The sequence below is a fragment of the Wohlfahrtiimonas sp. XWW7 genome (genome assembly GCF_056716055.1).
The window spans coordinates 1,940,340-1,965,919 of record NZ_CP168032.1 but is presented as its reverse complement, the minus strand read 5'-3'; the positions used below and the strand labels follow the sequence as shown (position 1 = coordinate 1,965,919).

Genomic DNA, 25,580 nt, shown 5'->3' with positions numbered 1-25,580 from the left:
ATTTGTTTACAGAATGTAGTCTACCCTTTATAATCTTGCGCTCCGATGAACTTGCTTTTTTGAAGTTAGTGAGATGAAAAATCCAAAAGTTGCCGTAATTATGGGTAGTCAAAGTGATCTACCAACGATGCAGTTTGCGATCGACATTCTAGTCGAATTTAATATTCCTCACCACGTGCAAGTAGTATCCGCACATCGTACCCCACATCTAATGTATGAGTTTGCTGATTCAGCCATTGATAATGGATTTTCCGTTATTATTGCTGGAGCAGGTGGCGCTGCGCATTTACCAGGAATGGTTGCCGCACTGACAACTTTACCTGTGATCGGCGTTCCTGTAGAAAGTAAAGCGCTCAAAGGTATGGATTCCTTATTGTCAATTGCCCAGATGCCAGGCGGTATACCCGTTGCTACCGTAGCTATTGGTACGGCTGGCGCTAAAAATGCAGGCTTATTGGCGGCTCAGATATTATCTATTACTGATCCTGTATTGCAGGGTCGTTTGCAAAAGTATAGAGATGATCAACGTGACTCTGTACTTCAACAAAAATTGAATATTGGAGAATAAATGATGAGAAGCATTTTACCTACACAAAAAATCGGCGTTATAGGAGGCGGTCAGTTAGGTAAGATGCTTATAGAAGCAGCCAACCGAATGGGCTACTTAACATACGTTTACGATCCATCTTTACAAGCGCCGGCTTTCTCTGTTGCTAATCAATATATGATTGGCCAATTTGATGATTATGAAGCATTGAGTCAATTTGTCTCTAAGTGTGATGTTGTCACTTATGAATTTGAAAATATTAATGCAGAGATCGTTAAACAGTTATCTGAAAAATATCAAAATATTCCACAAGGTGAATTTCCACTCTGGATGACGCAAAATCGTATGCGTGAAAAAGAGCATATTGTGAATGCAGGTTTGCCTGTTCCGCCAATTGTGATGGTGGAAAATCTCGGTGATGAATGGTTAGAGCTGCCTCAAAAACTAGGTTTTCCTTTTGTCGTCAAAACTTCTGAAGGCGGCTATGATGGTAAAGGCCAAGCGGTGATTCGCGGTCAAGAAGATTTACCAAGCAAGTTAGCTGCTTTGATGGATTGTTCTGTCATTGCTGAAGCATTTGTTGACTATGATTTTGAAGCTTCTATTATCGGTGTTCGTGCGCAAGATGGCGAATTCAAAACTTTCCCTGTTGCACGTAATCAACACATTAATAATATATTGCACATATCAACTGCACATATGGATGAAGATGCTGCTTTAAGTGAGCGTTTACATGTGATGCTAAAAGATTTAATGGAAAAATATAATATCGTTGGTATTTTGGCGATGGAAGTTTTTGTGAAGGGTGATGAAATTTATGTGAATGAGTTGGCGCCGCGCCCACATAATTCTGGTCATTACACAATGGAAGGTTGCGCAACAAGTCAATTTGAGCAAGCCATTCGTGCTGTTTGTGGATTGCCTTTAGGTAATACTTCATTGAAACAGACAACAACCATGTATAATTTATTGGGTCAACACATTGAGCCATTATTTAAATATTTGCCATCTTTATCTGAAAATGCGCATCTCCATCTTTATGGTAAAAAAGAGAATAAATATAATCGTAAAGTTGGACATGTGACATTTACTGCTGAAGCTGGAATGACAGATTTTTCTCACGCGATTTTTACTCAGGAGGAGTAATGAAACAAGAATTGTTGTATGAAGGTAAGGCTAAACAAATTTACTCAACAGCAAATCCAGATGAAGTGATCATCTATTATAAAGATGACGCGACAGCAGGCAATGGCGCTAAGAAAGCTCAATTTGAGGATAAAGGGCGTTTAAATTCTGAGATCTCTCGTATGATCTATACAGATTTAATGAAAAGCGGCGTGAAAACTCATCTAATAAAATCTGTGAATGAGCGTGAGCAGTTATGTCATAAAGTTGAGATCATTTTACTAGAAGCAATTGTGCGTAATATCGCAGCAGGTTCTTTGGTTAAGCGCATTGGTTTGGAAGAAGGTAAAAAACTGAATCCACCAATTTTAGAATTCTGTTATAAAGCAGATGAGTTTAATGATCCTTTAATCAATGATGATCATGCAGTGGCTCTAAGTTTAGCAACGCACGAAGAATTAGATTTTATTCGTGGCGAAATGTTAAAAATCAATGATTACCTAAAAGCGTTATGGTTGGAAGTTGGTATTGATCTTGTAGACTTTAAAATTGAATTTGGTCGCATGAAAGATGGCACGATCGTATTAGCTGATGAAATCAGTCCAGATACTTGCCGCTTATGGGATAGCAAAACAGGTGAAAAATTGGATAAAGATCGCTTCCGCCAAGATATGGGTGGCGTGATTGAAGCGTATGAGGAAATTCATCGTCGCCTCAAGGATCGTACATAATATGAATATTAAAGAATTACACGAAGAATGTGGTGTATTCGCTGTGCAGGGAAACCGCGAAGCTGCAACGATGACTTATTATGGTCTTCATGCGTTGCAACATCGTGGGCAAGAAAGCGTGGGGATTGCAGTTCTCACAGAAGATCAGAAAATTAACTGTATAAAAGGTGAAGGTCTTTTAACGGAAGTATTTTCTGATGCTAAAAAATTACAGAGTTTAGTGGGTGATACTTCAATTGGTCATGTTCGTTATCCGACCAATAGCAGTCGTGGTGTTTTGAATGCGCATCCTATTGTTGTCGCAACGACAGATGAATCTATCGGAATTGCCTTCAATGGTGCATTAACGAATGCAACAGAACTTAAAATTCGCTTAGAAAAGAATGGTAGCGTTTTCCATACACATGGAGAAACTGAATTATTGGGTCATTTGATCCGTCGTTGTGAAGGCACTTTTTTAGAGCGTTTGAAAAAAAGTTTATTAGAGATTGAAGGTGCTTATAGTTATGTTTTATTACATAACACAGGTTTGTATGTTGCACGTGATCCTCATGGTATTCGTCCATTATCAATGGGTAAATTAAGTACTGGTGGTTATGTATTTGCATCAGAAACATGTGCATTTGACATTGTGGGTGCAGAATTCATCCGTGATGTAGAGCCTGGCGAAATCATTACGATCCAAAATGGTGAAGTCATCTCGACTTTCTTAGATGTCAAACGTACACATGCGCTATGTTCCATGGAATATGTTTATTTCTCTCGTCCTGACAGCGATTTGGAAGGTAAGAATGTTCATGCTGTTCGTAAGCGTAGCGGCATTGAATTGTATAGAGAAGCACATGTAGATGCTGATATTGTCATTGGTGTGCCTGATTCTAGTATCTCAGCAGCGATTGGTTATGCGGAAGCATCAGGTTTGCCCAATGAAATGGGTTTGATTAAAAACCGTTACATTGGTCGTACATTCATTCAACCAACACAAGAATTACGTGAGCGCGGTGTTCGTATGAAGCTCTCTGCAATTACGAGTATCGTGAAAGGTAAGCGCATTATCTTAATCGATGATTCCATTGTGCGCGGTACAACAAGTAAACACATTGTGGCATTATTGCGTACAGCAGGCGCAGCGGAAGTTCATATGCGTGTAGCTTCTCCTGAGTTTAAATATCCTTGTTATTATGGTGTTGATGCAACTGATCCGCGTGAATTGTTGGCGCAGCATCATAAAACAAATGAAGAGATGCGTGAATACATTGATGTGGATTCATTAGCATTTTTAAGCCCACAAGGGCTAATTAAAGCAACTGAACATGAAGGATCACGTGGTGAAAACTGTGGATTGTGCATGGGTTGCTTTACCAATCAATATCCCACCAATATTAAGTTTGATGAGGCAGTGTAAATGAGTAATGCGTATAAAGAAGCAGGCGTAAATTTAGAAGCAGGTTATGAATCCGTTGAGCGCATTAAAAAACATGTGATGAGCACAATGCGTTTTGGTGCAATGAACTTGTTTGGTGATTTTGGCGGCGCATTTGATCTATCTGAATTGGGCTATGAAAAACCAGTTTTAGTGTCAGGCACAGATGGCGTTGGCACTAAATTAAAGTTAGCTTTTGAATTAGATATTCATGACACAATCGGTATTGATGCCGTTGCAATGTGTGTGAATGATATCTTAACGCAAGGTGCTGAGCCTTTATTTTTCTTAGATTACATTGCATGTGGTGCAAATAATCCTGCACAGATCGAAGCAATTGTTGCTGGTGTTTCAGAAGGCTGTCGTCAGTCGAATGCAACATTATTGGGTGGTGAAACTGCTGAAATGCCAGGCTTCTACCAAGATGGCGAATATGATATCGCAGGTTTTGCTGTGGGTGTTGTTGAAAAAGATCAACGCATCACTAAAGACAATGTCAAAGTTGGTGATGTGATTTTAGGTTTACCATCTAGCGGTGTTCATAGTAATGGTTTTTCGTTGGTTCGCCATATTATGAAAAATCATGGCTTATCTATGTCTGAAACGTATGAAGGCTTTGATCGTCCTTTGGGCGAAGTATTGTTGACACCAACGATGTTATACGTTCGTCCTATTTTAGATTTATTAAAATCTGTGAATGTTCATGCAATGGTGCATGTAACAGGCGGTGGTTTCTATGAAAATGTTCCTCGTGCATTGCCAGAAGGTATGGGCGCTGAGTTTGTGAAAGGCAGTTGGACGATGCCTGCTATTTTCCCATTCTTGCAAAATACAGCGAATATTCCAGAAGAGGAAATGTATAGCGTATTCAATATGGGTATTGGCTTTATGTTGATCGTTGATAAAGGTGATGTTGATACCGTATTGGCGAATAATAGCGATGCTCAGATCATCGGTGAAGTAACAAATTCTGGTGAAATTACTTTTAAATAAATGCGAACCCCAAATGTAAAGTATTTGGGGTTTTATTTTAAAGTGAAATAACTTTAGAAAAATTTATATTGATAATGATTAATCATATGGATATCTAATGACAAAAATTGCAGTTTTTGGTTCAGGAAGTGGTACCAATTTTGAAGCCATTATGAAATGGGTGAATAATGGTCATTTGCAAGCAGAAGTCATGCTTGTTGTGTGTGATCAACAAAATGCAGGGATTATTACAAAAGCAGAACGTGAAGGTATAGAAACTTTAGTGTTCGATCCTAAAGCCTTTGAGTCAAAAGCGGCTTATGAAAAGGTTTTAGTAGAAAAAATGCAATCACTCAACATTGAGTGGGTGGTTTTGGCAGGATTTATGCGTTTGGTGGGTGAAGAGTTATTAAAAGCTTATCCTAATCATATTATTAATATCCATCCGTCATTACTGCCAGCATATAAAGGCAAGGATGCCATTGGGCAAGCATACCGTGCAGGGGAAAAAGAGATCGGTGTTTCTATTCACTATGTGGATGAAGGCATGGATACTGGAACAATCATTGCTCAAAAATCAATTCAATTAACTGGTGAAGAATCTCTCGAGGAAGTGGAAGGTATGATCCACGCCGTTGAGCATCGTTTGTATCCAGCAACTTTAGAAAATTTATTTAACAAGGAGAAGTAACCGTGTCTAAAAAGCGTGCATTATTGAGTGTAAGCGATAAAGCAGGAATCGTAGAATTTGCAACATTATTGGCTGATTTAGGCTATGAATTAATTTCTACAGGCGGCACAAAAAAAGCGATTTTTGATGCGGGTATTCCAGTTAAAGATATCTCTGAAATCACAGAGTTTCCTGAAATGATGGATGGCCGTGTTAAAACTTTGCATCCTAAAGTTCACGGTGGTTTATTGTCGATTCGTGGCAATGAAGAGCATACAAAAGCGATGCAAGACAATGGCATTGAATACATCGATTTAGTTTGCGTAAACTTGTATCCATTCAAAGAGACAATTTCAAAACCTGGTGTAACGTATCAAGATGCGATTGAAAACATCGATATCGGTGGCCCTTCAATGTTGCGTTCAGCTGCGAAAAACCATGCTTTTGTAACGGTTGTGACTGATCCTTTAGATTACAACATTGTGATCGAAGAGATCAAAAACAATGGTGATACAACATTGGAAACTCGTAAACGTTTAGCGTTGAAAGTATTCCAAACAACAGCTGCTTATGATGCATTGATTGCAGATTATTTTGCACGCACATTGGGCGATGTATTCCCAGATAAATTGACAGTAACTTTTGAAAAGCAGCAACCATTGCGTTACGGCGAAAACCCACATCAAGAAGCAGCGTTCTATCGCACACCTTTAGCGGAAAGCAATGCGTTGGCGTTTGCTAAGCAATTGCATGGTAAAGAGTTGTCTTATAACAATATTCAAGATGCGAATGCTGCTGTTAATATCATGTTGGAATATAGTGAGCCAGCAGTTGTAGCTGTTAAGCACATGAATCCTTGTGGCGTTGGTACAGGTAAAGATCTTTTCCAAGCTTGGACAAAAGCATTTGAAGCTGACCCTACTTCTATCTTCGGTGGCATCATTGCAACGAATCAAACAGTGGATGCGCAAACAGCTGAAGAAATGGGCAAAATTTTCTTAGAATTGATCATTGCACCAGACTTCACAGAAGAAGCGCGTGCGATTTTAGAAGCTAAGAAAAATATCCGCTTATTGGCTAACCCTGCAATTCAAACAGAATTTGATAATGCTTACACAACAACGGCTGTGAATGGTGGTTTGTTGTTACAAACTAAAGATCGTGGCGAAATCAACTTTGCTGACTTTGATGTAGTAACAGAACGTGCACCAACAGAAGAAGAGAAAGAAGCTTTAGTATTCGCATGGAAAGTTGTGAAGCATGTGAAGTCTAACGCGATTGTTGTGGCTAAAGAAGGCCAAACTTTGGGAATCGGCGCAGGTCAAATGAACCGTGTAGGTGCAGCTCGCATTGCATTAGAACAAGCAGGTGCGAAAGTTGAAGGCAATGTGATGGCTTCTGATGCATTCTTCCCAATGTCAGATACTTTGGAATTAGCTGCGAAAGCAGGTATCAAAGCAATCATCCAGCCTGGCGGTTCTATTAAGGATCAAGGTTCAATCGATGTTGCGAACAAATACGGCATCACAATGGTGTTTACTAAGAAGCGTCATTTTAAACACTAATTAAAGTTAATACGGTCACCGAGGAATAGATGGCATTTCACCTCAAGCAAAGGCGCCATCTATCTCCTCGGGTGGCAGTGGATTAATTAATAGATTAATTAATCATTTCTAAGATTGAATATAAATTACTATAATATTTTTATCTATTCATCCGCTCCTATATAATACTTTCTTAAAATTCAAATAATTGTTTACGAACTCAATAAGGAAAGTGCATGGATCTATTTAATCTACCAATAACAATGAAAGATATTCGCGATGCACAAAAAGCGGTGAACGGCAAAGTGTATCAAACAGGTCTTTCGCGCAGTAATTACCTCAGTGAAAAATGCCAAGGTGATATTTATATTAAATTTGAAAATATGCAGCGCACAGGTTCATTCAAAATGCGTGGTGCTTTTAATAAATTAAGTTCTTTGACGGACAAAGAGGCTCAACATGGTGTTGTGGCTTGTTCTGCTGGGAATCATGCACAAGGTGTTGCATTATCAGGCAAAATGCTTGGGATCAATGCGAAAATTGTAATGCCAGAAACAGCACCCAAAGCTAAGATTGATGCAACAAAAGGTTATGGTGCAGAAGTTGTTTTATATGGGCAAAACTTCAATGAAACCATGCAAAAGGCACAACAAATCGTGCAGGAAGAAGGTCGAGTATTTATTCATCCTTATGATGATCCAAAAGTGATTGCAGGGCAAGGTACGATCGGCTTAGAGATTTTAGAAGATTTATGGGATGTTGATAATATCGTTGTACCAATTGGTGGCGGTGGTTTGATTGCTGGGATCGCAGTTGCTTTAAAATCATTTAATCCAAATATTAATATTTTTGGTGTGCAAGCGGATAATGTTCATGGTATGGCTGCATCTTTAGCAGTAGGCAAGGTAATTACGCACCGTGATAATAGTACAATTGCTGATGGTTGCGATGTTGCAACGCCAGGTGAACTGACATTCAAAATCACGAAAAGCTTAGTGACAGACGTTGTCACGGTCAGTGAAGAAGAGATTAAAAAGAGTATGATTGCATTGGTTCAGCGTAATAAAATCATCAGCGAAGGCGCAGGTGCATTATCTACAGCGGCGATTTTGAGTGGCAAAATAGGCTCTGAATATATCGAAGGTAAGAAAACTGTTGCGATTATTTCTGGCGGTAATATTGATTTAACAAAATTGGCTTTAATCTTAAACTCATAATGGATAATCAATATTATTAAATATTGTACATAATTAATACATATGTACTGTTTTGCATCAAAGGAAATATAAAGCATGGCAACAGAAATTACCGCGATTAATTACATTGAGTTTAATGTAAAAAACTTTGCCAAAAGCAAAGCATTTTATTCTGCTTTGAGTTGGGAGTTTGTGGATTATGGTGAGTAATATTGTGAGTTTAATTCAGGTGCTTTGAAAGGTGGCTTCTTCCAAACGGATGGTGTAAATTCTAATGGTAGTGCTTAGTTATATTATTTAATCATGATTTAAAAATATATTAAATAATATAAAGAATGCAGGCAGAATTATCACTGCGGAGGTTTTTGAATTCCCTGGTGATAAATGTTTCCATTTTAAAAATTTGAATGGTTATGAATTGGCTGTTTGGTCGGATAGATAGAGAGTATCAGTACAATGAAAAATTTGAAGTTAGATAAAATTATTTACTTTGATAGAGAGACAATTAGCAACATGCTACAAGTTTTGAATCAAGGGGATAAGATAATGCAAAATATATCTAGCAATGCTAGTAAAGGAAATCTTAAAATTAATGCAGGTACAGAAATTGAGACGAAATTTTCTGTTCCCTTTTTTACTAGAGTAAAATTTTTATTTTCTGCTAATGCAATACAAGAATACATAATTTCTAAAAACCAAACTGTTACGATCAATTCCACTGAAGTTTCAGAATTTAACTCTAAAATTAAACCTTCGTTAAAGCATTTTAATAATAAGAAGGTTGATGATATTAAAAACTCTTCTACCTTTTTTAGAGTAGCAGGTGCCTATCTTAGAATAGCAAGGGAAGGTGTTGAAGGTATGAATGTAACGGAATTTAACGATGTTTTGAGTGGTATGGAAGGTTATGATACTTATAAGATAAATGATTCTCAGTATGTTAGATTCAATAACACAGCATTTGTAAGTAATTATAAAAGACAAGATTTATTATATACACATATGGATATGTATTGTATTGAGGTTGGTGAGTTTTTGACCGAAGATTTTGATTTTTTTAAACAATTAAATGAAATGCATAAATTGTTACCAGGAGTTGAGTCTTCACAAATTTTGGCAGATATTTATCCTTCTAAGATCATAAAGTATTCGGATTTAGATGAAGATAATTTATCGCTGGATATAGATAATGATAATGGTGTGAAAACAGTAAAACTATATGATGTTGTCTATGCCTCTGTTAGTACAATTAGTGATAATCATAATGAATAATAGAAAATATAAAATAGTAATTGGTTCAAGGAGTTTTCTTGAGGAAAAAATAAAGCAATTGTTATTGCCTGATAACTCAGCACTAGAGTTTATGAAGTTCATAAAAATGGGCGATCAACATGAAAAATTACCTAGTTTACCTATTATAATAGTTAGTAATAAAGATTATCATGGTATTACAGAGAACGCTATAGAGAGGCTAGGGGCTATTCTTGACACAATGACTTCTGATGATGCTGAAATTTACTTACATAATCCTCCAATAAGTTTTTATACATATTTATCTAGTTTAAATCTTAGTAATCAACCTGAATTTTTCAAAGAACAGTATATTAATTTGGTAGGCGTAGGAAATTTTTCAGATAATATTGATCAAATCAACCAAAATATTATTGGACAAAATAATGCTGTAAAAGAAGTTAGTAAATCTCTGTTGTATTTATCAAAAGTTAATAGAAAAAAACCATATGTTATTATGCTATATGGAAGTAGTAGTTTGGGTAAAACTCAATTGGTCAGGGAAATTGCTGAAAAGTTTTATAATAATAAGTTTTTTGAAAAGCATTTATCTATGTTTCGTAATAACTCATATGCAGATTATTTTTTTGGTGAAAAAGCTACTTTGAGATCGTTGGGTTATGAATTATTAGAGAGAACTTCAAATTTACTTTTTTTTGATGAATTAGATAAATGTCCTGAGAGTTTTTATTCTGCATTTTACACATTGTTTGATAATACTACATTTGAAGATAAAAGCTATCGAGTTGATATATCGAATACCTTGATTATTCTTACATCAAACTATAAGAATATAAATGAAATGCAGAAAGAATTAGGAGCTCCCATATTTTATCGAATAGATAAATTAATTAAGTTTAATGATTTTTCTGTTGATGATATTTATTGCATAGTTCAAAAAGAACTAAATGATAGAGAATCGGAATATTCTGCTTATTTAAATAAAGACGAGATTTATGCTCGTGTGAGTTTACAAATCCATGCTAAAGGGGAAAATGCTAGAACTATTAAGTCGAAGGTGCAATCTGTTATAGAAGAGTTGCTCTTTGATAAATATTTAAGGTGATGTCTAATTTTAGTATAAATCTAAAGTGTATGAATTATGCCCAAAATACATTGTTTTATGTATTATTTTTGCTCAAATGCAAATAATTCTCTTTATCATATTCATTTGAAAAATATATGAATTTTTAGAGTGATTTTTACACAAATATAATAATCTATTGATTTTTGTGATATTTATTTGCTCTAAATTTCGGCATTTAATAAAAATTAGCTGTGCTATGATCCCCCGCCTATCGTGCATTAGCACGAGTAGTAAAAAATATTCTTGATGTTAATCACAAAGTAGATTTTTAAATCTTGATTAACATCAAATATGTACCAAGGAGTAAGGGGAAAATATGGCTAATGAAGCTAAAGATATGAAGCGTCGTGACCTTCTTAAAATGATTGGCGCGACAGCTGGGGGATTCGCTGTTTATAATTCAATGATGGCTTTCGGCTTGATGAATAAAAGCGATTTCAATGGTACGCCAAACTTAACAAATGCCCCAAAAGGGTCAACAGTTTTGATTTTGGGTGCAGGTTTAGCAGGTTTAGTTGCTGCTTATGAATTAAAAAAAGCAGGCTATAAAGTTAAAGTTTTGGATTATAACGATCGCGTCGGTGGGCGTGCTTGGTCATTGCGTGGCGGTGATGTTTATACTGAATTAGGTGGACACACACAAAAATGTGAATTTGATGAAGGCCAATACTTCAATCCAGGTCCATGGCGTGTGCCTTATCATCACCAAGGTTATTTACATTATGCACGTGAATTTGGCGTACAAATGCAGCCATTCCAACAAGTGAATCAGAATGCTTATTTGCATAATTCACATGCATTTGATGGTCAACCTCAACGTTATCGTGAAATTTTCTCTGACTTCCGTGGTCATACAAATGAATTGTTGGCGAAATCAATTAGCCAAAATCAATTAGATGATTCAATCACTCAAGAAAATAAAGAGATGCTATTAGAAGCCTTGAAAGATTGGGGTGCTTTGGATAAGAATTATCGCTACACTGGCGAAACTGGTTCTCATTTCCGTGGCTGGGGAACACCAGCAACAGCAACACATGGTCCTGTGCCTTCAAAGCCTTTGAATTTTGATGATGTATTATCGTCAAATTTATGGTCAGCTTTGAACATGCATTTCAATATTGAATATGCATCGACAATGTTCCAACCTGTTGGCGGGATGGATCAATTACCAATGGCGATGGCAAAAGGCTTGATGAATGAAATTAAATTAAGCTCAAAAGTGACAGAAATTACGCAAGATGATAATGGCGTAAAAGTGACTTATATTGATATGGCGGACGGTGATAAGGAAAAAGTAGAAACGGCTGAATGGTGTGTTTGTACGATTCCTTTCTCAATTCTTGCGCAGATCAAAAACAATTTAAGCAGAAAAGTTAAGGATGGTATTGCAGCTGTTCACTATGCAACAAGCTTCAAGGCGGGCGTTCAATTTAAGCGTCGTTTCTGGGAAGAGGATGAGCAAATTTATGGTGGCATTACCTTTACAGATTTAGACATTGGTCAAATCTCTTATCCAAGTGATCAATACTTGTCAAAAGGTAAAGGTGTGGTTTTAGCCGCTTACCAATTTGGTATTAACTCATTTGATTTCTCTGCAAGAACACCAGAAAATCGTATGGCTAAAGTGATGGAAGATTTCAATAAGATCCATCCTCAAGGTAAAGCAGAGTTTGATAATGGTATTTCTGTTGCTTGGCATCGTGTACCTTCAACTTTAGGTTGTTACGGTTTATGGACTGATAGCACTCGTGAAAAACATTTCAAAGATGTGTCCACTATGGATAACCGTGTAGTTTTGGCAGGTGAGCATGTTTCTTACATTCCTGCATGGCAAGAAGGTGCGATTCTGTCTTCATTAGAAGCAATTCGCCAATTGAACGACAAAGCATCTAAGAAATAATTGAAGGACGAGACAGATGAAAAAGATTCTTTTAGGTACTGCTTTATTGAGCATGATGAACTTTGTTTATGCAGATGGTGCAGGTGGATTATCAGGTAGCGGCGTGATTGAAGTGAGAGGCGGAGAAGAAATTTATAACTCTTCTTGTGCAGGTTGTCATATGCCAGATGGTAAAGGTGCTGTGGGTGCTGGTTTCTACCCAAGCTTGGTGGATAATCCTAAGTTACAACAATCTGCTTATCCTTCTATCGTTGTATTGTATGGTTTGCACGGCATGCCTGCATTGGGCGGTATTTTGGATGATGAGCAGATCGCGAATGTCGTGAATTATATTCGTAATGACTTCAATGGTGTGGAAGAAAAAATTACAGCTAAAGAAGTTGCACCAATGCGCGTGCCGAATTATGACTATAATGATTTGAACTAAATTTCGCTTTAATTTTTCATCTTAATCCATCGGATAAGATGTCGAATGAGTTTTTAGGCAGTTTCCATAAGGAAACTGCCTTTTTACTTATGTATTAATCCAATGAATGGTATTATATGAGCCGCTTTGTAGCACCATGATTTCAATATTTTAGTGAGCGAGAAAAGACAAACGATGAAAATTTTAATTGTTGGTAAAGGTGGACGTGAACATGCTTTGGCTTGGAAAGTAAAGCAGAGTGCGAAAGTTTCAGACGTATTTGTAGCACCAGGCAATGTGGGCATGAAAGATGTTGCACAGTTAATCAATATTTCTGAAACCAATGCTGAAGAATTAGCAAATTGGGCAGAAAATAATCATATTGATCTTGTCATTGTTGGGCCAGAATCCAGTTTAGTGGCAGGTGTTGCTGATCAAATGAATGCAAAAGGCATTAAAGTTTGGGGGCCAAACCAAAATGCAGCACAGATCGAAGGCAGTAAAGATTTCGCTAAAATCATTATGAATCAATACAATGTACCAACAGCTGCACATCAGACGTTCACAAATGCAGCGAAAGCTATTGAATATATTGAAGAAGTTGGTGTGCCAATCGTCATTAAAGCAGATGGTTTAGCTGCGGGTAAAGGCGTTGTATTGCCACAGACTCTAGAAGAAGCAAAAGCAACAGTTGTAGATATGCTGGAAGATAATCGCTTCGGTGATGCTGGCGCGCGCATTGTTGTGGAAGAATTTTTAGAAGGTGATGAATATTCACTGATGTGTTTTGTTCATGGTAGTAAAGTAGTGCCAATGGTGATGGCGCAAGATCATAAGCGTGCTTATGATAATGATGAAGGTCCGAATACTGGTGGAATGGGTGCTTATGCGCCATGTTTCACAGCTGATAGTGATGAAACAGCGATCGCAGTAAAAACGATCATGCAGCCAGTTGCAGATGGTTTAGTGAAAGAAGGTAAGCCATTTACAGGATTTTTGTACGGTGGCTTGATCTTAACGAAAGAAGGTTTTAAAACAATCGAGTTCAATGCGCGTTTTGGTGATCCTGAAGCTGAAGTGATTTTACCATTATTAGAAAGTGACTTGGTGGATGTCATTTTATCTATGTTAACAGAAGGTGAAATGCCTAATGTTGAATGGAAAAATGAATATTGCGTGGGCGTAGTTTTAGCCTCAGAGGGTTATCCTCAAGATCCTAAGTTGGGTTATCCATTAAAATCTGTGACGACAGATGGCGTGACAAATATGGTATTCAATGCAGGTGTTGCAGAAAAAGATGGCCAGATTGTATCTAATGGTGGTCGTATTTTAGTGGTAACTGGCAGCGCACCAACATTTAAAGAAGCAAAAGCAAATGCGTACGGCATGATGGATCAAGTTTCGACAGAAGGTACATTCTTCCGTACAGATATCGGACATCGTTTTAAAAAGCAATCAGTATAAAATATGAAAAAGATCATGGTGATAGGTTATGGTGCCATGGCTAAAAATGTATTAGCAAATCTACCGAGCGATATTTCGCTCGGTTATTTGTTAGTCAAGCCTGAAAAAGTGGTGCAGACGCAAAAGTTATTGGGTGATTCAGTCCAAGTAATTTCAAAAGTTTCACAGTTGATTGGGCAGCCTGATTTGGTGGTTGAAATGGCTGGGCAATCTGGTTTAAAACAGCACATTGTCGATGTTTTGGCTAAAGGCTTGGACATTGGTGTCATTTCTGTGGGTGCATTTGCAGATGCTGATTTTGAAGCCGATGTTAGACAAATGGCTAAAGATCATTGCTGCCAAGTACATATTTTATCAGGTGCAGTTGCGGGAATGGATGGATTATCAGCCGCTAAAATTGCGGGGTTAACATCTGTGGTTTATCAGGGGAGAAAACCGCCACAAAGTTGGCAGGGAAGTCCTGCGGAATCTCTGATTGATTTATCAATGATTAAAGAGCCTACAATTTTTTTCAAAGGTACAGCACGCGAAGCTGCTCAAATGTTCCCTGCCAATGCAAATGTGGCAGCGACAATTGGTTTATCAGGCATTGGCATGGATCACACATTAGTGGAATTGATCGCAGATCCAACTATTGAGCGCAATCAGCATCATATACAGGTTGTGGGTGAATTTGGTGAAATGGCTATTACTATGGCAGGTATGCCATTGGCAGATAATCCTAAAACATCTATGTTAGCAGCATTAAGCGTTGCTCATTATTGTCATCAACTGACGAATACATTTGTGATGTAAAACTGTTTTTTTAAATAAGATTCTAGATATTGTTTAATTTTTAGATCTGATTTTATTTAGTCATAACTATAAAAGAAAAACCGCCTAATTGTGAATTAGACGGTTTTGTATTATAGATTACAGCTTATTGGAAATCTTGAGCAGGTGCATTGCCTTTACAGCTGAATACAAACGCGCCACTGACTTCACCATTCCAGCCAGATAGATCTTCTTCTAAAGGAAGGTTTGCAGCTTTTTGGCGTTTTGCTTGCCAGAAGAATGCTGAAATGATTGCTAAAGAGATGATTGTCGCACCGATGAATGCAACATCTGATGCTAAACCAAATCCAATTTTTTGTTCTAAGATATAAGTAGTTGTTGCCATTAACATAAATGAACCTGGTAATAATGAGATCCAATAGTTTTTGCCACCAATGTAAAGATACATTGAACCTACAAACAATGCGATAACAGCAGTTGATTGGTTAGCCCAAGAGAAATATCTCCATAAGATGTTAAAGTCGATTTGTAATAAGATTGCAGAGATAACAAACATCGGTAATGCGATCCATAAACGCTTTGAAATTGCTTTTTGTGACACTTTTAAATAGTCAGCAATGATCATACGTGCACTTCGGAAAGCTGTATCGCCAGATGTGATTGGTAAAATAATTACACCAAGGATAGCTAATGTACCACCAACGCCACCTAACATTGTGATAGCAACTTTACTTACAACTAATGCAGGACCACCTTCTTTTAATACTGCTGATAAACCTGCGCCAAATGGAGCGTTCGGCTCATAGAACATTGCCATTGCAGCCGCAGCCCAGATCATTGCAATAACACCTTCAGCAATCATCATGCCGTAGAAAATTTTACGGCCATGGAATTCATGCTGAGTTGTTCTTGAGATGATTGGTGATTGAGTTGCATGAAAGCCTGATAATGCACCACAAGAGATTGTTAAGAATAACAATGGGAAGATCGCTAAACCACCAGGGTGGAGGTTATCTAATGTCAATTCAGGAATGTTTGCAGCTTCGCCTGTCACAACTAAACCAAAACCAATGCCGATCGCACTTAAAACTAATAATGCACCAAAGAAAGGATAGAAGCGGCCGATAATCTTATCGATAGGTAATAATGTTGCTAATACATAGTAAGCAAAAATCACGCCAACAATGATAGCAAAACCGATTTTTCCGCCCATTAAATCATATAACAATTGACCAGGTGCAGAAACAAATACGGTACCTACTAATACTAATAGTAATAATGCAAAACCATTCACAATGTGTCGCATCGCTTTACCTAAGAATTTTTCTGCCAATTCTGGTAAGTGTGCGCCGCGATTACGAATAGAGATCATGCCTGTTAAATAGTCATGAACGCCGCCCGCTAGAATGCAGCCTAAAACAATCCAAATGAAAGCAGCAGGGCCATATAATGCACCTAAGATCGGGCCAAAGATTGGGCCAACACCTGCAATGTTTAATAACTGAATCAAAGAGTTTTTTGTTGTATTCATAGGCACATAGTCAACACCATCACTGTTGGTAAAAGCTGGTGTTGGTCGCTCTTTTGTGCCAAATACTTTTTCAACATATTTACCGTAGGTAAAATACCCAAGTATTAATAATATAATCCCACCTATAAATGTATACATATTTAATGTCTCCCAAAACATTGAATATTAAAGAATGATTTTTGCTTAGAATTTTTTATTGGTACAGCAAGATATATAACGTGAATTAAACATTTTGTATAGTCATTGGTTTAAAAAAATTGTAGTTGACTTGTAGCTTTTGTTGTAAGTGCTTATTTACAAATAAGATTAATATTTATTTACAAGTAGAATTTTTTTGATTTATCATCAAAAACTTTATGCATATAATTGTGATTTTATGTGAAGTTGTGTGTCATACTAGTGCGAAAATTATATGGGAGATCAGTTGTCTATGAATCAAGTGGTTTGGAAAGAATATATTAAAGCCCTAAAAAATGAAGTGAAACCAGCTTTGGGTTGCACAGAACCAATCTCACTAGCATTGGCTGCGGCAAAAGCACGTGCTGTCGTTGGCGATGAGGATATTATCAGTATCGTGACGCGGGTTTCTCCCAATTTAATGAAAAATGGCATGGGTGTAACCGTTCCTGGCACAGGCATGAAAGGTTTGGCTATTGCAGCAGCGGCAGGTGCAATTTGTGGTGATGCTGAAGCAGGTTTGGAGGTATTGAAAAATATCAATGAGTCTCATGTTAAAGCCGCCAAACAGTTATTGGATCAAAATCTTGTGTCTGTTTCGATTTCAGATATTGATAAAATACTTTATAGCGAAGCGGAAATTAAAACAGCGAATCATATCGCACGTGTTTGTATTGCCGATACACATACAAAAATTGTACGCATCGAAAAAGATGGTGCAGTGATTTTTGAAGAAACAGATTCAGAGGGTAAAGGTCATGCAAAACCATATGATTTAACGGGTGCTTCGATTGCGGATATTTATGATTTTTGTACGAATGCTCCCATAAATGATATCGCTTTTATGAAAGATGCTGAAACGATTAATAATGCGTTATCCGTTGAAGGTTTAACTAATGATTATGGTTTACACATTGGTAAAACAATGTTGAAACAATTGGATAAGGGCTTTATAGCAAAAGATCTAATGACAGACATTATGATTCGCACTAGTGCAGGCTCAGATGCAAGAATGGGTGGGGCAACTTTACCTGCGATGAGTAATTCTGGCTCTGGCAATCAAGGGATTTCTGCGACAATGCCAGTTGTGGTTGTCGCAGATTTTCTGAAAGCTTCAGAAGAGGATCGTATTCGAGCGCAAGCTTTATCTCATTTAGTGGCAGTTTACATTCATAACACATTCCCCGCATTATCTGCATTGTGTGCAACATCCACTGCCGCAATGGGCGCAGCAGCAGGAATGGGATGGTTATTAGGTGATAAAAAACTAGATGTAATCAATGATGCTATTTGCAGCATGATCGGTGATGTTTCTGGCATTATCTGTGATGGTGCAGCGAATAGTTGTGCAATGAAAGTATCATCGACAGCCAATTCTGCATTTAAAGCAGTGATTATGGCTTTGGATAATGTTCGTGTCACTGGGCAAGAAGGCTTAGTTTCGCCAACTGTTGAAGAAAGTATTCGTAATCTTGGTAATTTAGTGACTGATGGCATGAAGCAGACAGATGAACAGATCATTAAAATTATGATTAATAAATCCCAGTGTTAAATTTTATTTTGTAAATAATTTTCTGGATTGAATATAAATAGGGCCAAATTTGATTTGGCTCTATTTATATATATATAGATCTGATTTTAAAAAAATATTTGTATATGTTATTCAAGTCGCCTGGTGATTTTAATGTCAGCGATATTCAAAGAATAAATATTAGATTGATTAAGTTAATATAATGTATTTAAAAATTAAATTTAGTAAAGTTGAAATTGTATAGTATTTTATAGTTATGTTAAAAAAGAATTAAATAAAAAAGATCAAATGTGGTAGCAAAACGAAAGAGGCGATTATGAAAAATAATTTTACTCTGGTTGAATTACTGATAGTTTTAGTTTTAATCGGCATATTAGCAATGGTGGCGATGCCGATTGATGGAAGGAAGTTTGAGTCACCAAAGCAAGATGCGTATATGGTACAAGTGAAGTCTCAACCAGAAAGCGAAGTCATTGTTAAGTAATATAAAATTAGGCCATAGAAATCCCCCTGATATATAAATATTAGGGGGATTTTTTTATTGGATTGATGTTGGATAATATGTGTAATTATTGAATATCTTTTGTTTACTTCGGGCATTATATTTATATTCTATAATTGGATTACCATACCAATCTGTGTATCGTACATAGTTAATCTCTACTCTAGGGTCTAACAATAGCCATTGATTCTCTACATAATTTTCAATGTTTTGTTGGTTGGCTGAAACATAAAAAATGTCATCCTCTTCATATTTTGATAAATCAGTTTTGAGATATTCAGCGAATGATAAATAATAAAGGTGTCGAATTTCCGTTTTATTGCCAGTGATGATTTCTAGGCGGGTCATTCTGTTTTTATGATCAAAGAAACATTTTGATCGAGAAAGTATTGATTCGGGGGAATTTTCATCGGCATCAAGTAGCGTATCTGTAATAGCACCTTCTGCTGTCCACGTAATGTGCTGATGTTTGAATGATTCACTCATGGGTGCACCATAAGTGATGGGGAAAAAATTCGTGAGTTCTTCATTAAGCAATGTAAAAAAGTCACGGCGGTTGCCTTTGTAAAATTGTGTCCATTGATATAGTTGTAATGATGGCATAGGATTATATGTGTTGATAATCGACATATATAAAAATCCTTTGGTGTCATAATATTGGGACCAAACAGTATTTAATAAATCATTCTCGTTATAAAAGGTTGAATGGACATTTTGAATTGGGCCTTTTAATTGTGAGAGTTGTAAATCCGTTTTAATAAATTCATTATTTGCATAGCTGAGGCAAAACAGTGAAGATAGTAATATGTATGAAATTGTATTAATCTGTATTAGGGTGATATTTTTTAGCATAAAATCCCTCTTAATTTTTTTGTTTTTGTGGGGATAATTATAATTTTTTAAACATATAAACACTATCATAAAAATAATTTTATCGAGTATTTATGATCGAGATCTGACAGATTTGAAAAAATTCTACGGGATATTATGGCTAGGAAGTTATTAAAATGATAATATGCTAAGATTAACTTTAATTATATTAAGTTTTCTTAATTTAATGTATTTTAACATTCCAAATAGATCGACAATTATAAGTGAATGAGGTGAAACATGGGACAATCATATTTATCTGACTTAGTGGCCATTGAAGGTTTTAAAGCTGCATCATTAGTGGATGCCAATACAGGAAGATCATTGGCTTCATTTGGTTCAGGCATTGATATTGATTTAGCATCTGAAGGCAATACAGAAGTATTGAATACTAAAAGGCGAGTGGTTGATCTTTTAGAGCTAGATGATGTGATTGAAGATATTTTGATCAGTTTGGGCAAGGAATATCACCTCATTAGGCCTTTAGTCAAGCAACCAAATGTTTTCTTATATTTAGTATTGGATCGTCAAAAATCTCACTTGGGGTTGGCGAGGCACTTTTTAAAAACATTTGAAAGCTCATTAGAATATTAATAATCTTCTAGGTTAATCACATCATAAGCAGGCATTTCATAGGGATGTGCTTCTTTCATAGCATTAACAGCTGCTTGAATATTAAATTCTTCAACGACTAATTCGACACGCCATTCTGGTACCGTTGATAATTCATCAATTGTACCAGAATAAGGATTGCTGCCTTTTAATGGCTTAAATTGTCCTGTTCCAAGGGTTTGCCACGCACAGTGGGAATACTCGCCAAGCTTGCCACCGCCTGCGTTGAATATTGCTTCTTTGACTGCTTCGACATGAGAATCAGGTACGAAGAATACAAATTTATACATAAATTTCTCCCAATAAGTCCAATTATGCAATTTATATACTATATTTTGAATGTAGAATTTTTAAGTTGTTTGTGTGAATATGGATTATGAAATATAGTTTAACATTGATTGAATGGTTGACGATTGTTGTTTTCATAGGGATTTTGCTAATGATCAATATGCCAATGAATCAACGTCAAGAGAACCTTTTGGCACAAGAGAAAGAGATCATTGCACCTAAAAGTTGGAAGTGCCAAAAGCTGTAATACATTATGAATTAATCATTGGGTACGCTAACTTTAAGTATAAAACGTGTGTAAAGCCCAAGTATCAATAGAAAACCACCTAATACAAAAAGTGCTGGGCCAACCATATGTAATGCAACATAAAAACCTAAAGCGCCACCTTGAATGATCAAAAAACCAGTCACACCAATAGCACTGACAATGAATACACATGTGTGAAGCACTTTATAACGATACTGATTTGATAAAAATAATGCTGCAATGAAGCAAATGATGCCTAAAATATAAGTCCAAATCATGCCTGTTGTTTCTGCTATACCTGCAAATGGTGCAGTGCTAATATAGATAAAGATTTCTTGGAAAATAGAAACTAAAGCAAGCAATATTGTTGAGATGAGCGTATAACCAATCACAAAATTCAGTGCAAATTTTTGCAGGTTTCGAAGCATCATTGATTGATCATTCAATTGATCTAAATATGGTTGATGCCAATAATAGAGATAAGTGATTGAAAGAGCAATGCCAATAGTGGAAAGTGTCAAGCTTACCAATATATTGAATCCTACAAATAAAAGTGCGTAAGAGATCACTAATGGTGCCAGTATAAAAATAAAGATCATCATGCTGTATAAGATATTTTGGTGTTGTTTGAAGTATTTGACTTCACTTGGTACTGAATTGTTCTGATGGCGCCATTTGAAAAATAAAATATTGGGCAATGCTAAACAATAAACATTGGCAACTAATAGAAAGATTTTGAACCAAAATGCCATAATGATGCTGAATTTCCAATGGGCAGCAGTGTGCATTACGGAGATATCGACAGATTGTAATAAACTTAATAATAACTGCGCACAAAATGTGATGATTGGCACAAGGATAATATAAACGATACTAATGACATTGAATGTGCGCAATTGCTGTCTTTGCGTTAAATAGGATGATAAAACAAAGAGAAATGAGCTTTCAATGATTGTATTTAATATGAGTATGATGGAAAAGCTCTTAGAATATGTCACACCATAATGCACTGAATGATCGGAAATGACCATCTTAATAATAATTGTGAGTGCAAAATAGATGAATGCAAGTGACAAAGGTATCTTTTCTTCTTTTATCCATGTTTTCATGGAATTTTTCCTTATGTTATGAACTTTATTCTTGCATAATATCGCTATTTTATAATAAATCAAGTGGTTAGCAGCCTAGATATATTAATAATCAATCTTGCATTCGGCTTTCTAAGGCTTGATAATACTCTCCTTTTAATTATTGGCAGTCGCTTGTGTATTTAAGTAAAGTTAAACTCTCTGGTTTTAAATCCTTCGTGGATCATACTGTTTTCGAGCTCACAGATCGCTTAAATGGCATTGTTGGGCCAAATGGCTGTGGGAAATCGAATATTATTGATGCCATTCGTTGGGTGATGGGCGAATCTTCTGCAAAACAGTTGCGTGGCGAATCCATGACGGATGTGATTTTCAGTGGTGCAACGAGCCGAAAAGCCTCTAGTTTTGCAAGCATAGAATTAGTGTTTGATAATTCGGATGGCAGAGTGGGTGGCCAATGGTCAACTTTTACTGAAATCAGCATTAAGCGAGTGTTGGAAAGATCAGGGCAAAGTACTTATTTTTTAAATGGTGCAAAATGTCGTCGCCGTGACATTACCGATATTTTTCTAGGTACAGGCTTGGGATCTCGTTCATATGCCATCATTGAACAAGGGATGATTTCTCGTGTTGTAGAATCTAAACCAGATGAATTGCGTTTAGTCTTTGAAGAAGCTGCGGGTGTTTCTAAATATAAAGAGCAGAAGCGTGAAACAGAAACACGCATTGAACATACGCGTCAAAATTTATTACGTTTATTAGATGTTCGTGAAGAGTTAACTAAACAACTTGAACATTTGGAAAAGCAAGCAAAAAAAGCTGAAGAGTATCAAATATTGAAGCGTGAAGAGCGTTTGTTACAGTATTTATCATTGAAGCAAAAGCGTGCTGAATTAGAGCAAGGACAGTCTGAATTGCAAAACCGTATTGATGCTTTGCAAAAAGAGTTCCATGAATCAGTGGCTTTTTATAATGACTTGGTGATTAAGCATAATGGTCATAAAAATACATTGTCTGAAAAATCAACGCTGTTAACAGCTAAAACAGAGCTGCATCATGCAAAACAGAAAGAGATTTTAACGCTTCAACACAAAATTGAATCCATTCGTACGTTACAAGAAAGGACAACAGCGGATCAAAATGAGTTACAGCTTCAAATTCAACAAATTGAAGAAGAGCTTGTGACAGGCGAAATGATGCTGGAAAACTTGGAAGGCGAAAAGATCGACAAGAGTGAATCTTTGATGATTTTGAACGAATCTCTATTGGAATTGAATGAAGCTTTAATGGTTTTGAATGAAACTTTTGATAGTTTTATTGCGCAATCCAAAACTGTGAATGAAGAAATTAGCACTTTAGAGCGCAAAGCTGATGTGGCTAAAAATAGTATTGCTCATTTTGAGACAAAACAAATCACAGATGAAGCAACAATTAGTAAGTTGGATAATGAGCTTAAAATCTTATTGGATAACGATACATTACGTGATCGTGAGGTATTATTGGCCGAGCAATTGGATGAGAAAAAGATCCAATTGGAAGCGCTGCAAGAACAAGCATTGACTCAAAAAGAGAAACAGAGTGAGTTAAATAGTCAAAAGTTATTGGTGGAACATGCAATTCATCAAAATTTACGCAAACAATCAGAGTTTGAGGGGCGATTGAGTGCATTAACATTGCTACAAAATGCATTGTTATCGCAAGAAGAGAATATTGAGCCACTGTTTGAAGTTATGACAATCGAGCCTAAATGGCAGAAAGCGGCTGAAGTTTCTTTGTCTAAATTTTTGACGTTATCCGTCCATGAAAATACGCGAGGTTATGTTTTAGGGCAAACAGACTTTGAATTTACGCCTGCTCACTTGGGCTTTTATGTAAAAAGCGAGCATAAACTCGGATCGCTCTTATCACATGTTTATGTGGCGAATTCATTGCATGAAATAGAAGAAAAGCGTCAACAATTAAAGCTGCATGAATGCTTAGTTTTAGAAAATGGTGATCTATATGGTAGAGATTGGTTCATTGGTCATGATCAACAAGAAATTCAGGGTGTTTTAGAGCGCGCTGAAGAGATGAATCAGTTGTCAACTCAGTTGGAAGAGTTAACACTTGCAATTACTATGCAAGAGGAAGAAAAGTCTGCCATTACTGAGCAATTGGAGGCTTTGAAAGTTCAATGGGTAACTTTGGAAAAAGCACTAGAGCAATCGAAAACTGAAACAGCATCGATAGAAAAAGAGCTGGCAGTTGTGATGAAGGAACGTGCTCATATTACAGAAAATCAAACGCGAATTGAGAAAGAGCTGGCTACATTGAAATCAGCCCATGAAGAAGGGCAGATGAAAATTGAAGAAAATCGCGTTGAATTAGAAAGTACATTGATGCTGCTCGATGAAAAGCAAGAAGGCAAAGTTAAAGTTGAATCTCATTTAACGCAATATGAAGAGAATAAAAAGCAGAAAACATCTGAACAACAAACTTTAGCACAAAAGGTTAATGAAGAAACTCGCCAATTGGATGCTGTGCAATTTAAATTGAAAGAGACAGAAACCAATGTAGCACGCTTAAAAGCGAACAAGGCTCAATCTTTATTGAAGCTTGAGGAAAAACAAACTGCATTGGCAGAGAGTGAAGAAGCAATCATTATTGAAGAAGAATTGATGATTCACAATGAAGCGCTATTAGAAATTGAAGGGGCAAAGGCAGAGTTAGCAGAGCTGGTTGGTCAATTGCAAACCACATTATCACAAGAGGAAAAGCTTAAAGAGAGCCAAGAAAAACATATCGAAAGCCAAAAAGATATGATTCAATCTTTGATGTTGCGTGATGCAGAATTTAAGGCGCATGAAGAGCATGTTGTAAAAAGTTGGGAAGCTTTGCTGGACACATTGAGCGAGGAAGAACAGCAATCTTTATCACAAGAGATGATCACTATTGATGAAGATAATATTGATGAGTTGTTAAAATCCGTACAATCCAAATTAAGTAGGATAGGTGCAGTCAATCTGGTTGCCATTGATGAATGTAAGGTATTAGGCGAGCGTAAAACATATCTAGATGAGCAGGATCAAGATTTAAACAAAGCATTGTTTGAGTTAGAAACAGCGATTCAGAAGATTGATCAAGAGACTAAAACTCGCTTCATGGAAACATTCAATACGGTGAATGCCGATTTCTCCAAATTATTCCCACGTTTATTTGGCGGTGGTGAAGCATATTTAGAATTAAAAGGAGATGATGCATTATTAAGTGGCGTGAATATCATTGCGCGCCCACCAGGGAAAAAACCTGGCACAATTCATTTGTTATCAGGTGGTGAAAAAGCATTGACAGCAGCAGCTTTAGTATTTGCGATTTTTAACTTGAACCCTGCGCCATTCTGTATTTTGGATGAAGTAGATGCGCCATTGGATGAAGCCAATGTTCGTCGTTTAGGTTCATTGTTACAAGAAATGTGCGATAAGGTTCAATTCATTTTTATTACACATAATAAAACGACAATGTCTATCGCAGAATCATTGATTGGCGTAACAATGAGTGAACCTGGGGTTTCTCGTTTGGTTTCTGTAGATTTAGCAGAAGCTGAAAAAATGGCGCAATAATTATGA

Annotated in this window: 23 protein-coding genes; 19 read left to right on the top strand and 4 right to left on the bottom strand. The window is 36.6% G+C overall.

Annotated features, from left to right (window positions below):
* Positions 1–73 precede the first annotated feature (73 nt).
* The 14 genes from purE to ACA100_RS09340 all read left to right on the top strand — a co-directional run bounded on the left by purE (position 74) and on the right by ACA100_RS09340 (position 15,150).
* Positions 74–568 carry a 5-(carboxyamino)imidazole ribonucleotide mutase gene (purE, locus tag ACA100_RS09405; protein ID WP_481077454.1) on the top strand — a complete coding sequence of 165 codons (495 nt, stop codon included), beginning with the start codon at positions 74–76 and terminating at the stop codon, positions 566–568.
* Complete coding sequence (gene purK, locus ACA100_RS09400; RefSeq protein ID WP_481077453.1) at positions 569–1,693, top strand: 5-(carboxyamino)imidazole ribonucleotide synthase; 1,125 nt, start codon at positions 569–571, stop codon at positions 1,691–1,693.
* Positions 1,693–2,403 (top strand): phosphoribosylaminoimidazolesuccinocarboxamide synthase, encoded by a 711-nt coding sequence (purC, locus tag ACA100_RS09395; protein WP_481077452.1) that lies wholly within the window; start codon positions 1,693–1,695, stop codon positions 2,401–2,403. The genes purK and purC overlap by 1 nt, the downstream gene beginning before the upstream one ends.
* A gap of 1 nt (position 2,404) precedes the next feature.
* Positions 2,405–3,808, top strand: coding sequence for an amidophosphoribosyltransferase (purF, locus tag ACA100_RS09390; protein ID WP_481077451.1), 1,404 nt, complete (start codon positions 2,405–2,407; stop codon positions 3,806–3,808).
* A complete protein-coding gene (gene purM / locus ACA100_RS09385) occupies positions 3,809–4,819 on the top strand; it encodes a phosphoribosylformylglycinamidine cyclo-ligase (protein ID WP_481077450.1) in 1,011 nt (336 codons plus the stop codon).
* A 97-nt stretch (positions 4,820–4,916) separates the two neighbouring features.
* Positions 4,917–5,489 (top strand): phosphoribosylglycinamide formyltransferase, encoded by a 573-nt coding sequence (gene purN, locus ACA100_RS09380; protein WP_481077449.1) that lies wholly within the window; start codon positions 4,917–4,919, stop codon positions 5,487–5,489.
* Between the two features lie 2 nt (positions 5,490–5,491).
* The gene (purH, locus tag ACA100_RS09375) at positions 5,492–7,033 is read left to right on the top strand and encodes a bifunctional phosphoribosylaminoimidazolecarboxamide formyltransferase/IMP cyclohydrolase (protein WP_481077448.1); all 1,542 of its coding nucleotides are present in this window, start codon (positions 5,492–5,494) and stop codon (positions 7,031–7,033) included.
* A gap of 215 nt (positions 7,034–7,248) precedes the next feature.
* Complete coding sequence (tdcB, locus tag ACA100_RS09370) at positions 7,249–8,229, top strand: bifunctional threonine ammonia-lyase/L-serine ammonia-lyase TdcB (protein ID WP_481077447.1); 981 nt, start codon at positions 7,249–7,251, stop codon at positions 8,227–8,229.
* A gap of 435 nt (positions 8,230–8,664) precedes the next feature.
* The gene (locus ACA100_RS09365) at positions 8,665–9,480 is read left to right on the top strand and encodes a hypothetical protein (RefSeq protein WP_481077446.1); all 816 of its coding nucleotides are present in this window, start codon (positions 8,665–8,667) and stop codon (positions 9,478–9,480) included.
* Positions 9,473–10,564 (top strand): AAA family ATPase, encoded by a 1,092-nt coding sequence (locus ACA100_RS09360; protein WP_481077445.1) that lies wholly within the window; start codon positions 9,473–9,475, stop codon positions 10,562–10,564. The genes ACA100_RS09365 and ACA100_RS09360 overlap by 8 nt, the downstream gene beginning before the upstream one ends.
* 337 nt (positions 10,565–10,901) lie before the next feature.
* Complete coding sequence (locus ACA100_RS09355; protein WP_481077444.1) at positions 10,902–12,485, top strand: flavin monoamine oxidase family protein; 1,584 nt, start codon at positions 10,902–10,904, stop codon at positions 12,483–12,485.
* 16 nt (positions 12,486–12,501) lie between these two features.
* Positions 12,502–12,912: a c-type cytochrome gene (locus tag ACA100_RS09350; RefSeq protein ID WP_481077443.1), complete on the top strand. Its 411-nt coding sequence runs from the start codon at positions 12,502–12,504 to the stop codon at positions 12,910–12,912.
* 174 nt (positions 12,913–13,086) lie between these two features.
* The gene (purD, locus tag ACA100_RS09345; RefSeq protein ID WP_481077442.1) at positions 13,087–14,355 is read left to right on the top strand and encodes a phosphoribosylamine--glycine ligase; all 1,269 of its coding nucleotides are present in this window, start codon (positions 13,087–13,089) and stop codon (positions 14,353–14,355) included.
* Positions 14,356–14,358: 3 nt separating this feature from the next.
* Positions 14,359–15,150, top strand: a complete 792-nt coding sequence (locus tag ACA100_RS09340; RefSeq protein WP_481077441.1) for an aspartate dehydrogenase — start codon at positions 14,359–14,361, stop codon at positions 15,148–15,150.
* Between the two features lie 124 nt (positions 15,151–15,274).
* Here ACA100_RS09340 and ACA100_RS09335 read toward each other — a convergent pair whose 3' ends face one another.
* Entirely contained in the window at positions 15,275–16,798 is a 1,524-nt protein-coding gene (locus ACA100_RS09335) for a carbon starvation CstA family protein (RefSeq protein ID WP_481077440.1), read from the bottom strand.
* A 292-nt stretch (positions 16,799–17,090) separates the two neighbouring features.
* Between ACA100_RS09335 and ACA100_RS09330 the strand changes: the two genes are divergently transcribed.
* Both ACA100_RS09330 and ACA100_RS09325 read left to right on the top strand, forming a co-directional pair.
* Positions 17,091–18,389 carry an L-cysteine desulfidase family protein gene (locus ACA100_RS09330; RefSeq protein WP_481077439.1) on the top strand — a complete coding sequence of 433 codons (1,299 nt, stop codon included), beginning with the start codon at positions 17,091–17,093 and terminating at the stop codon, positions 18,387–18,389.
* 295 nt (positions 18,390–18,684) lie between these two features.
* Positions 18,685–18,852 carry a prepilin-type N-terminal cleavage/methylation domain-containing protein gene (locus tag ACA100_RS09325; RefSeq protein WP_481077438.1) on the top strand — a complete coding sequence of 56 codons (168 nt, stop codon included), beginning with the start codon at positions 18,685–18,687 and terminating at the stop codon, positions 18,850–18,852.
* Between the two features lie 54 nt (positions 18,853–18,906).
* Here the strand turns inward: ACA100_RS09325 and ACA100_RS09320 are convergent, their stop codons facing one another.
* Entirely contained in the window at positions 18,907–19,500 is a 594-nt protein-coding gene (locus ACA100_RS09320; RefSeq protein WP_481077437.1) for a hypothetical protein, read from the bottom strand.
* A 480-nt stretch (positions 19,501–19,980) separates the two neighbouring features.
* Between ACA100_RS09320 and ACA100_RS09315 the strand changes: the two genes are divergently transcribed.
* On the top strand, positions 19,981–20,334 hold the full coding sequence (locus ACA100_RS09315; RefSeq protein ID WP_481077436.1) for a roadblock/LC7 domain-containing protein: 354 nt from the start codon (positions 19,981–19,983) through the stop codon (positions 20,332–20,334).
* On the opposite strand, the gene ACA100_RS09310 is transcribed toward ACA100_RS09315, so the two are convergent.
* A complete protein-coding gene (locus ACA100_RS09310; protein ID WP_481077435.1) occupies positions 20,331–20,642 on the bottom strand; it encodes a hypothetical protein in 312 nt (103 codons plus the stop codon). The genes ACA100_RS09315 and ACA100_RS09310 overlap by 4 nt on opposite strands.
* 86 nt (positions 20,643–20,728) lie before the next feature.
* Between ACA100_RS09310 and ACA100_RS09305 the strand changes: the two genes are divergently transcribed.
* Positions 20,729–20,887, top strand: a complete 159-nt coding sequence (locus ACA100_RS09305) for a hypothetical protein (protein WP_481077434.1) — start codon at positions 20,729–20,731, stop codon at positions 20,885–20,887.
* 11 nt (positions 20,888–20,898) lie between these two features.
* Here the strand turns inward: ACA100_RS09305 and ACA100_RS09300 are convergent, their stop codons facing one another.
* On the bottom strand, positions 20,899–21,996 hold the full coding sequence (locus ACA100_RS09300) for a hypothetical protein (RefSeq protein ID WP_481077433.1): 1,098 nt from the start codon (positions 21,994–21,996) through the stop codon (positions 20,899–20,901).
* 155 nt (positions 21,997–22,151) lie between these two features.
* Between ACA100_RS09300 and ACA100_RS09295 the strand changes: the two genes are divergently transcribed.
* Positions 22,152–25,574, top strand: a complete 3,423-nt coding sequence (locus ACA100_RS09295; protein WP_481077432.1) for an AAA family ATPase — start codon at positions 22,152–22,154, stop codon at positions 25,572–25,574.
* The last annotated feature ends 6 nt before the right edge of the window (positions 25,575–25,580 follow it).

What these genes read in the sequence shown, in the direction of transcription:
- ACA100_RS09310 (WP_481077435.1), bottom strand. Translation starts at nt 20,642, where the DNA reads ATGTATAAATTTGTATTCTTCGTACCTGATTCTCATGTCGAAGCAGTC.
- purN (WP_481077449.1), top strand. Translation starts at nt 4,917, where the DNA reads ATGACAAAAATTGCAGTTTTTGGTTCAGGAAGTGGTACCAATTTTGAA.
- ACA100_RS09340 (WP_481077441.1), top strand. Translation starts at nt 14,359, where the DNA reads ATGAAAAAGATCATGGTGATAGGTTATGGTGCCATGGCTAAAAATGTA.
- ACA100_RS09350 (WP_481077443.1), top strand. Translation starts at nt 12,502, where the DNA reads ATGAAAAAGATTCTTTTAGGTACTGCTTTATTGAGCATGATGAACTTT.
- purC (WP_481077452.1), top strand. Translation starts at nt 1,693, where the DNA reads ATGAAACAAGAATTGTTGTATGAAGGTAAGGCTAAACAAATTTACTCA.
- ACA100_RS09320 (WP_481077437.1), bottom strand. Translation starts at nt 19,500, where the DNA reads ATGTCGATTATCAACACATATAATCCTATGCCATCATTACAACTATAT.
- ACA100_RS09315 (WP_481077436.1), top strand. Translation starts at nt 19,981, where the DNA reads ATGGGACAATCATATTTATCTGACTTAGTGGCCATTGAAGGTTTTAAA.
- ACA100_RS09305 (WP_481077434.1), top strand. Translation starts at nt 20,729, where the DNA reads ATGAAATATAGTTTAACATTGATTGAATGGTTGACGATTGTTGTTTTC.
- tdcB (WP_481077447.1), top strand. Translation starts at nt 7,249, where the DNA reads ATGGATCTATTTAATCTACCAATAACAATGAAAGATATTCGCGATGCA.
- ACA100_RS09335 (WP_481077440.1), bottom strand. Translation starts at nt 16,798, where the DNA reads ATGTATACATTTATAGGTGGGATTATATTATTAATACTTGGGTATTTT.
- purM (WP_481077450.1), top strand. Translation starts at nt 3,809, where the DNA reads ATGAGTAATGCGTATAAAGAAGCAGGCGTAAATTTAGAAGCAGGTTAT.
- ACA100_RS09355 (WP_481077444.1), top strand. Translation starts at nt 10,902, where the DNA reads ATGGCTAATGAAGCTAAAGATATGAAGCGTCGTGACCTTCTTAAAATG.
- ACA100_RS09365 (WP_481077446.1), top strand. Translation starts at nt 8,665, where the DNA reads ATGAAAAATTTGAAGTTAGATAAAATTATTTACTTTGATAGAGAGACA.
- purE (WP_481077454.1), top strand. Translation starts at nt 74, where the DNA reads ATGAAAAATCCAAAAGTTGCCGTAATTATGGGTAGTCAAAGTGATCTA.
- purD (WP_481077442.1), top strand. Translation starts at nt 13,087, where the DNA reads ATGAAAATTTTAATTGTTGGTAAAGGTGGACGTGAACATGCTTTGGCT.
- purF (WP_481077451.1), top strand. Translation starts at nt 2,405, where the DNA reads ATGAATATTAAAGAATTACACGAAGAATGTGGTGTATTCGCTGTGCAG.
- ACA100_RS09325 (WP_481077438.1), top strand. Translation starts at nt 18,685, where the DNA reads ATGAAAAATAATTTTACTCTGGTTGAATTACTGATAGTTTTAGTTTTA.
- ACA100_RS09330 (WP_481077439.1), top strand. Translation starts at nt 17,091, where the DNA reads ATGAATCAAGTGGTTTGGAAAGAATATATTAAAGCCCTAAAAAATGAA.
- purK (WP_481077453.1), top strand. Translation starts at nt 569, where the DNA reads ATGATGAGAAGCATTTTACCTACACAAAAAATCGGCGTTATAGGAGGC.
- ACA100_RS09300 (WP_481077433.1), bottom strand. Translation starts at nt 21,996, where the DNA reads ATGAAAACATGGATAAAAGAAGAAAAGATACCTTTGTCACTTGCATTC.
- ACA100_RS09360 (WP_481077445.1), top strand. Translation starts at nt 9,473, where the DNA reads ATGAATAATAGAAAATATAAAATAGTAATTGGTTCAAGGAGTTTTCTT.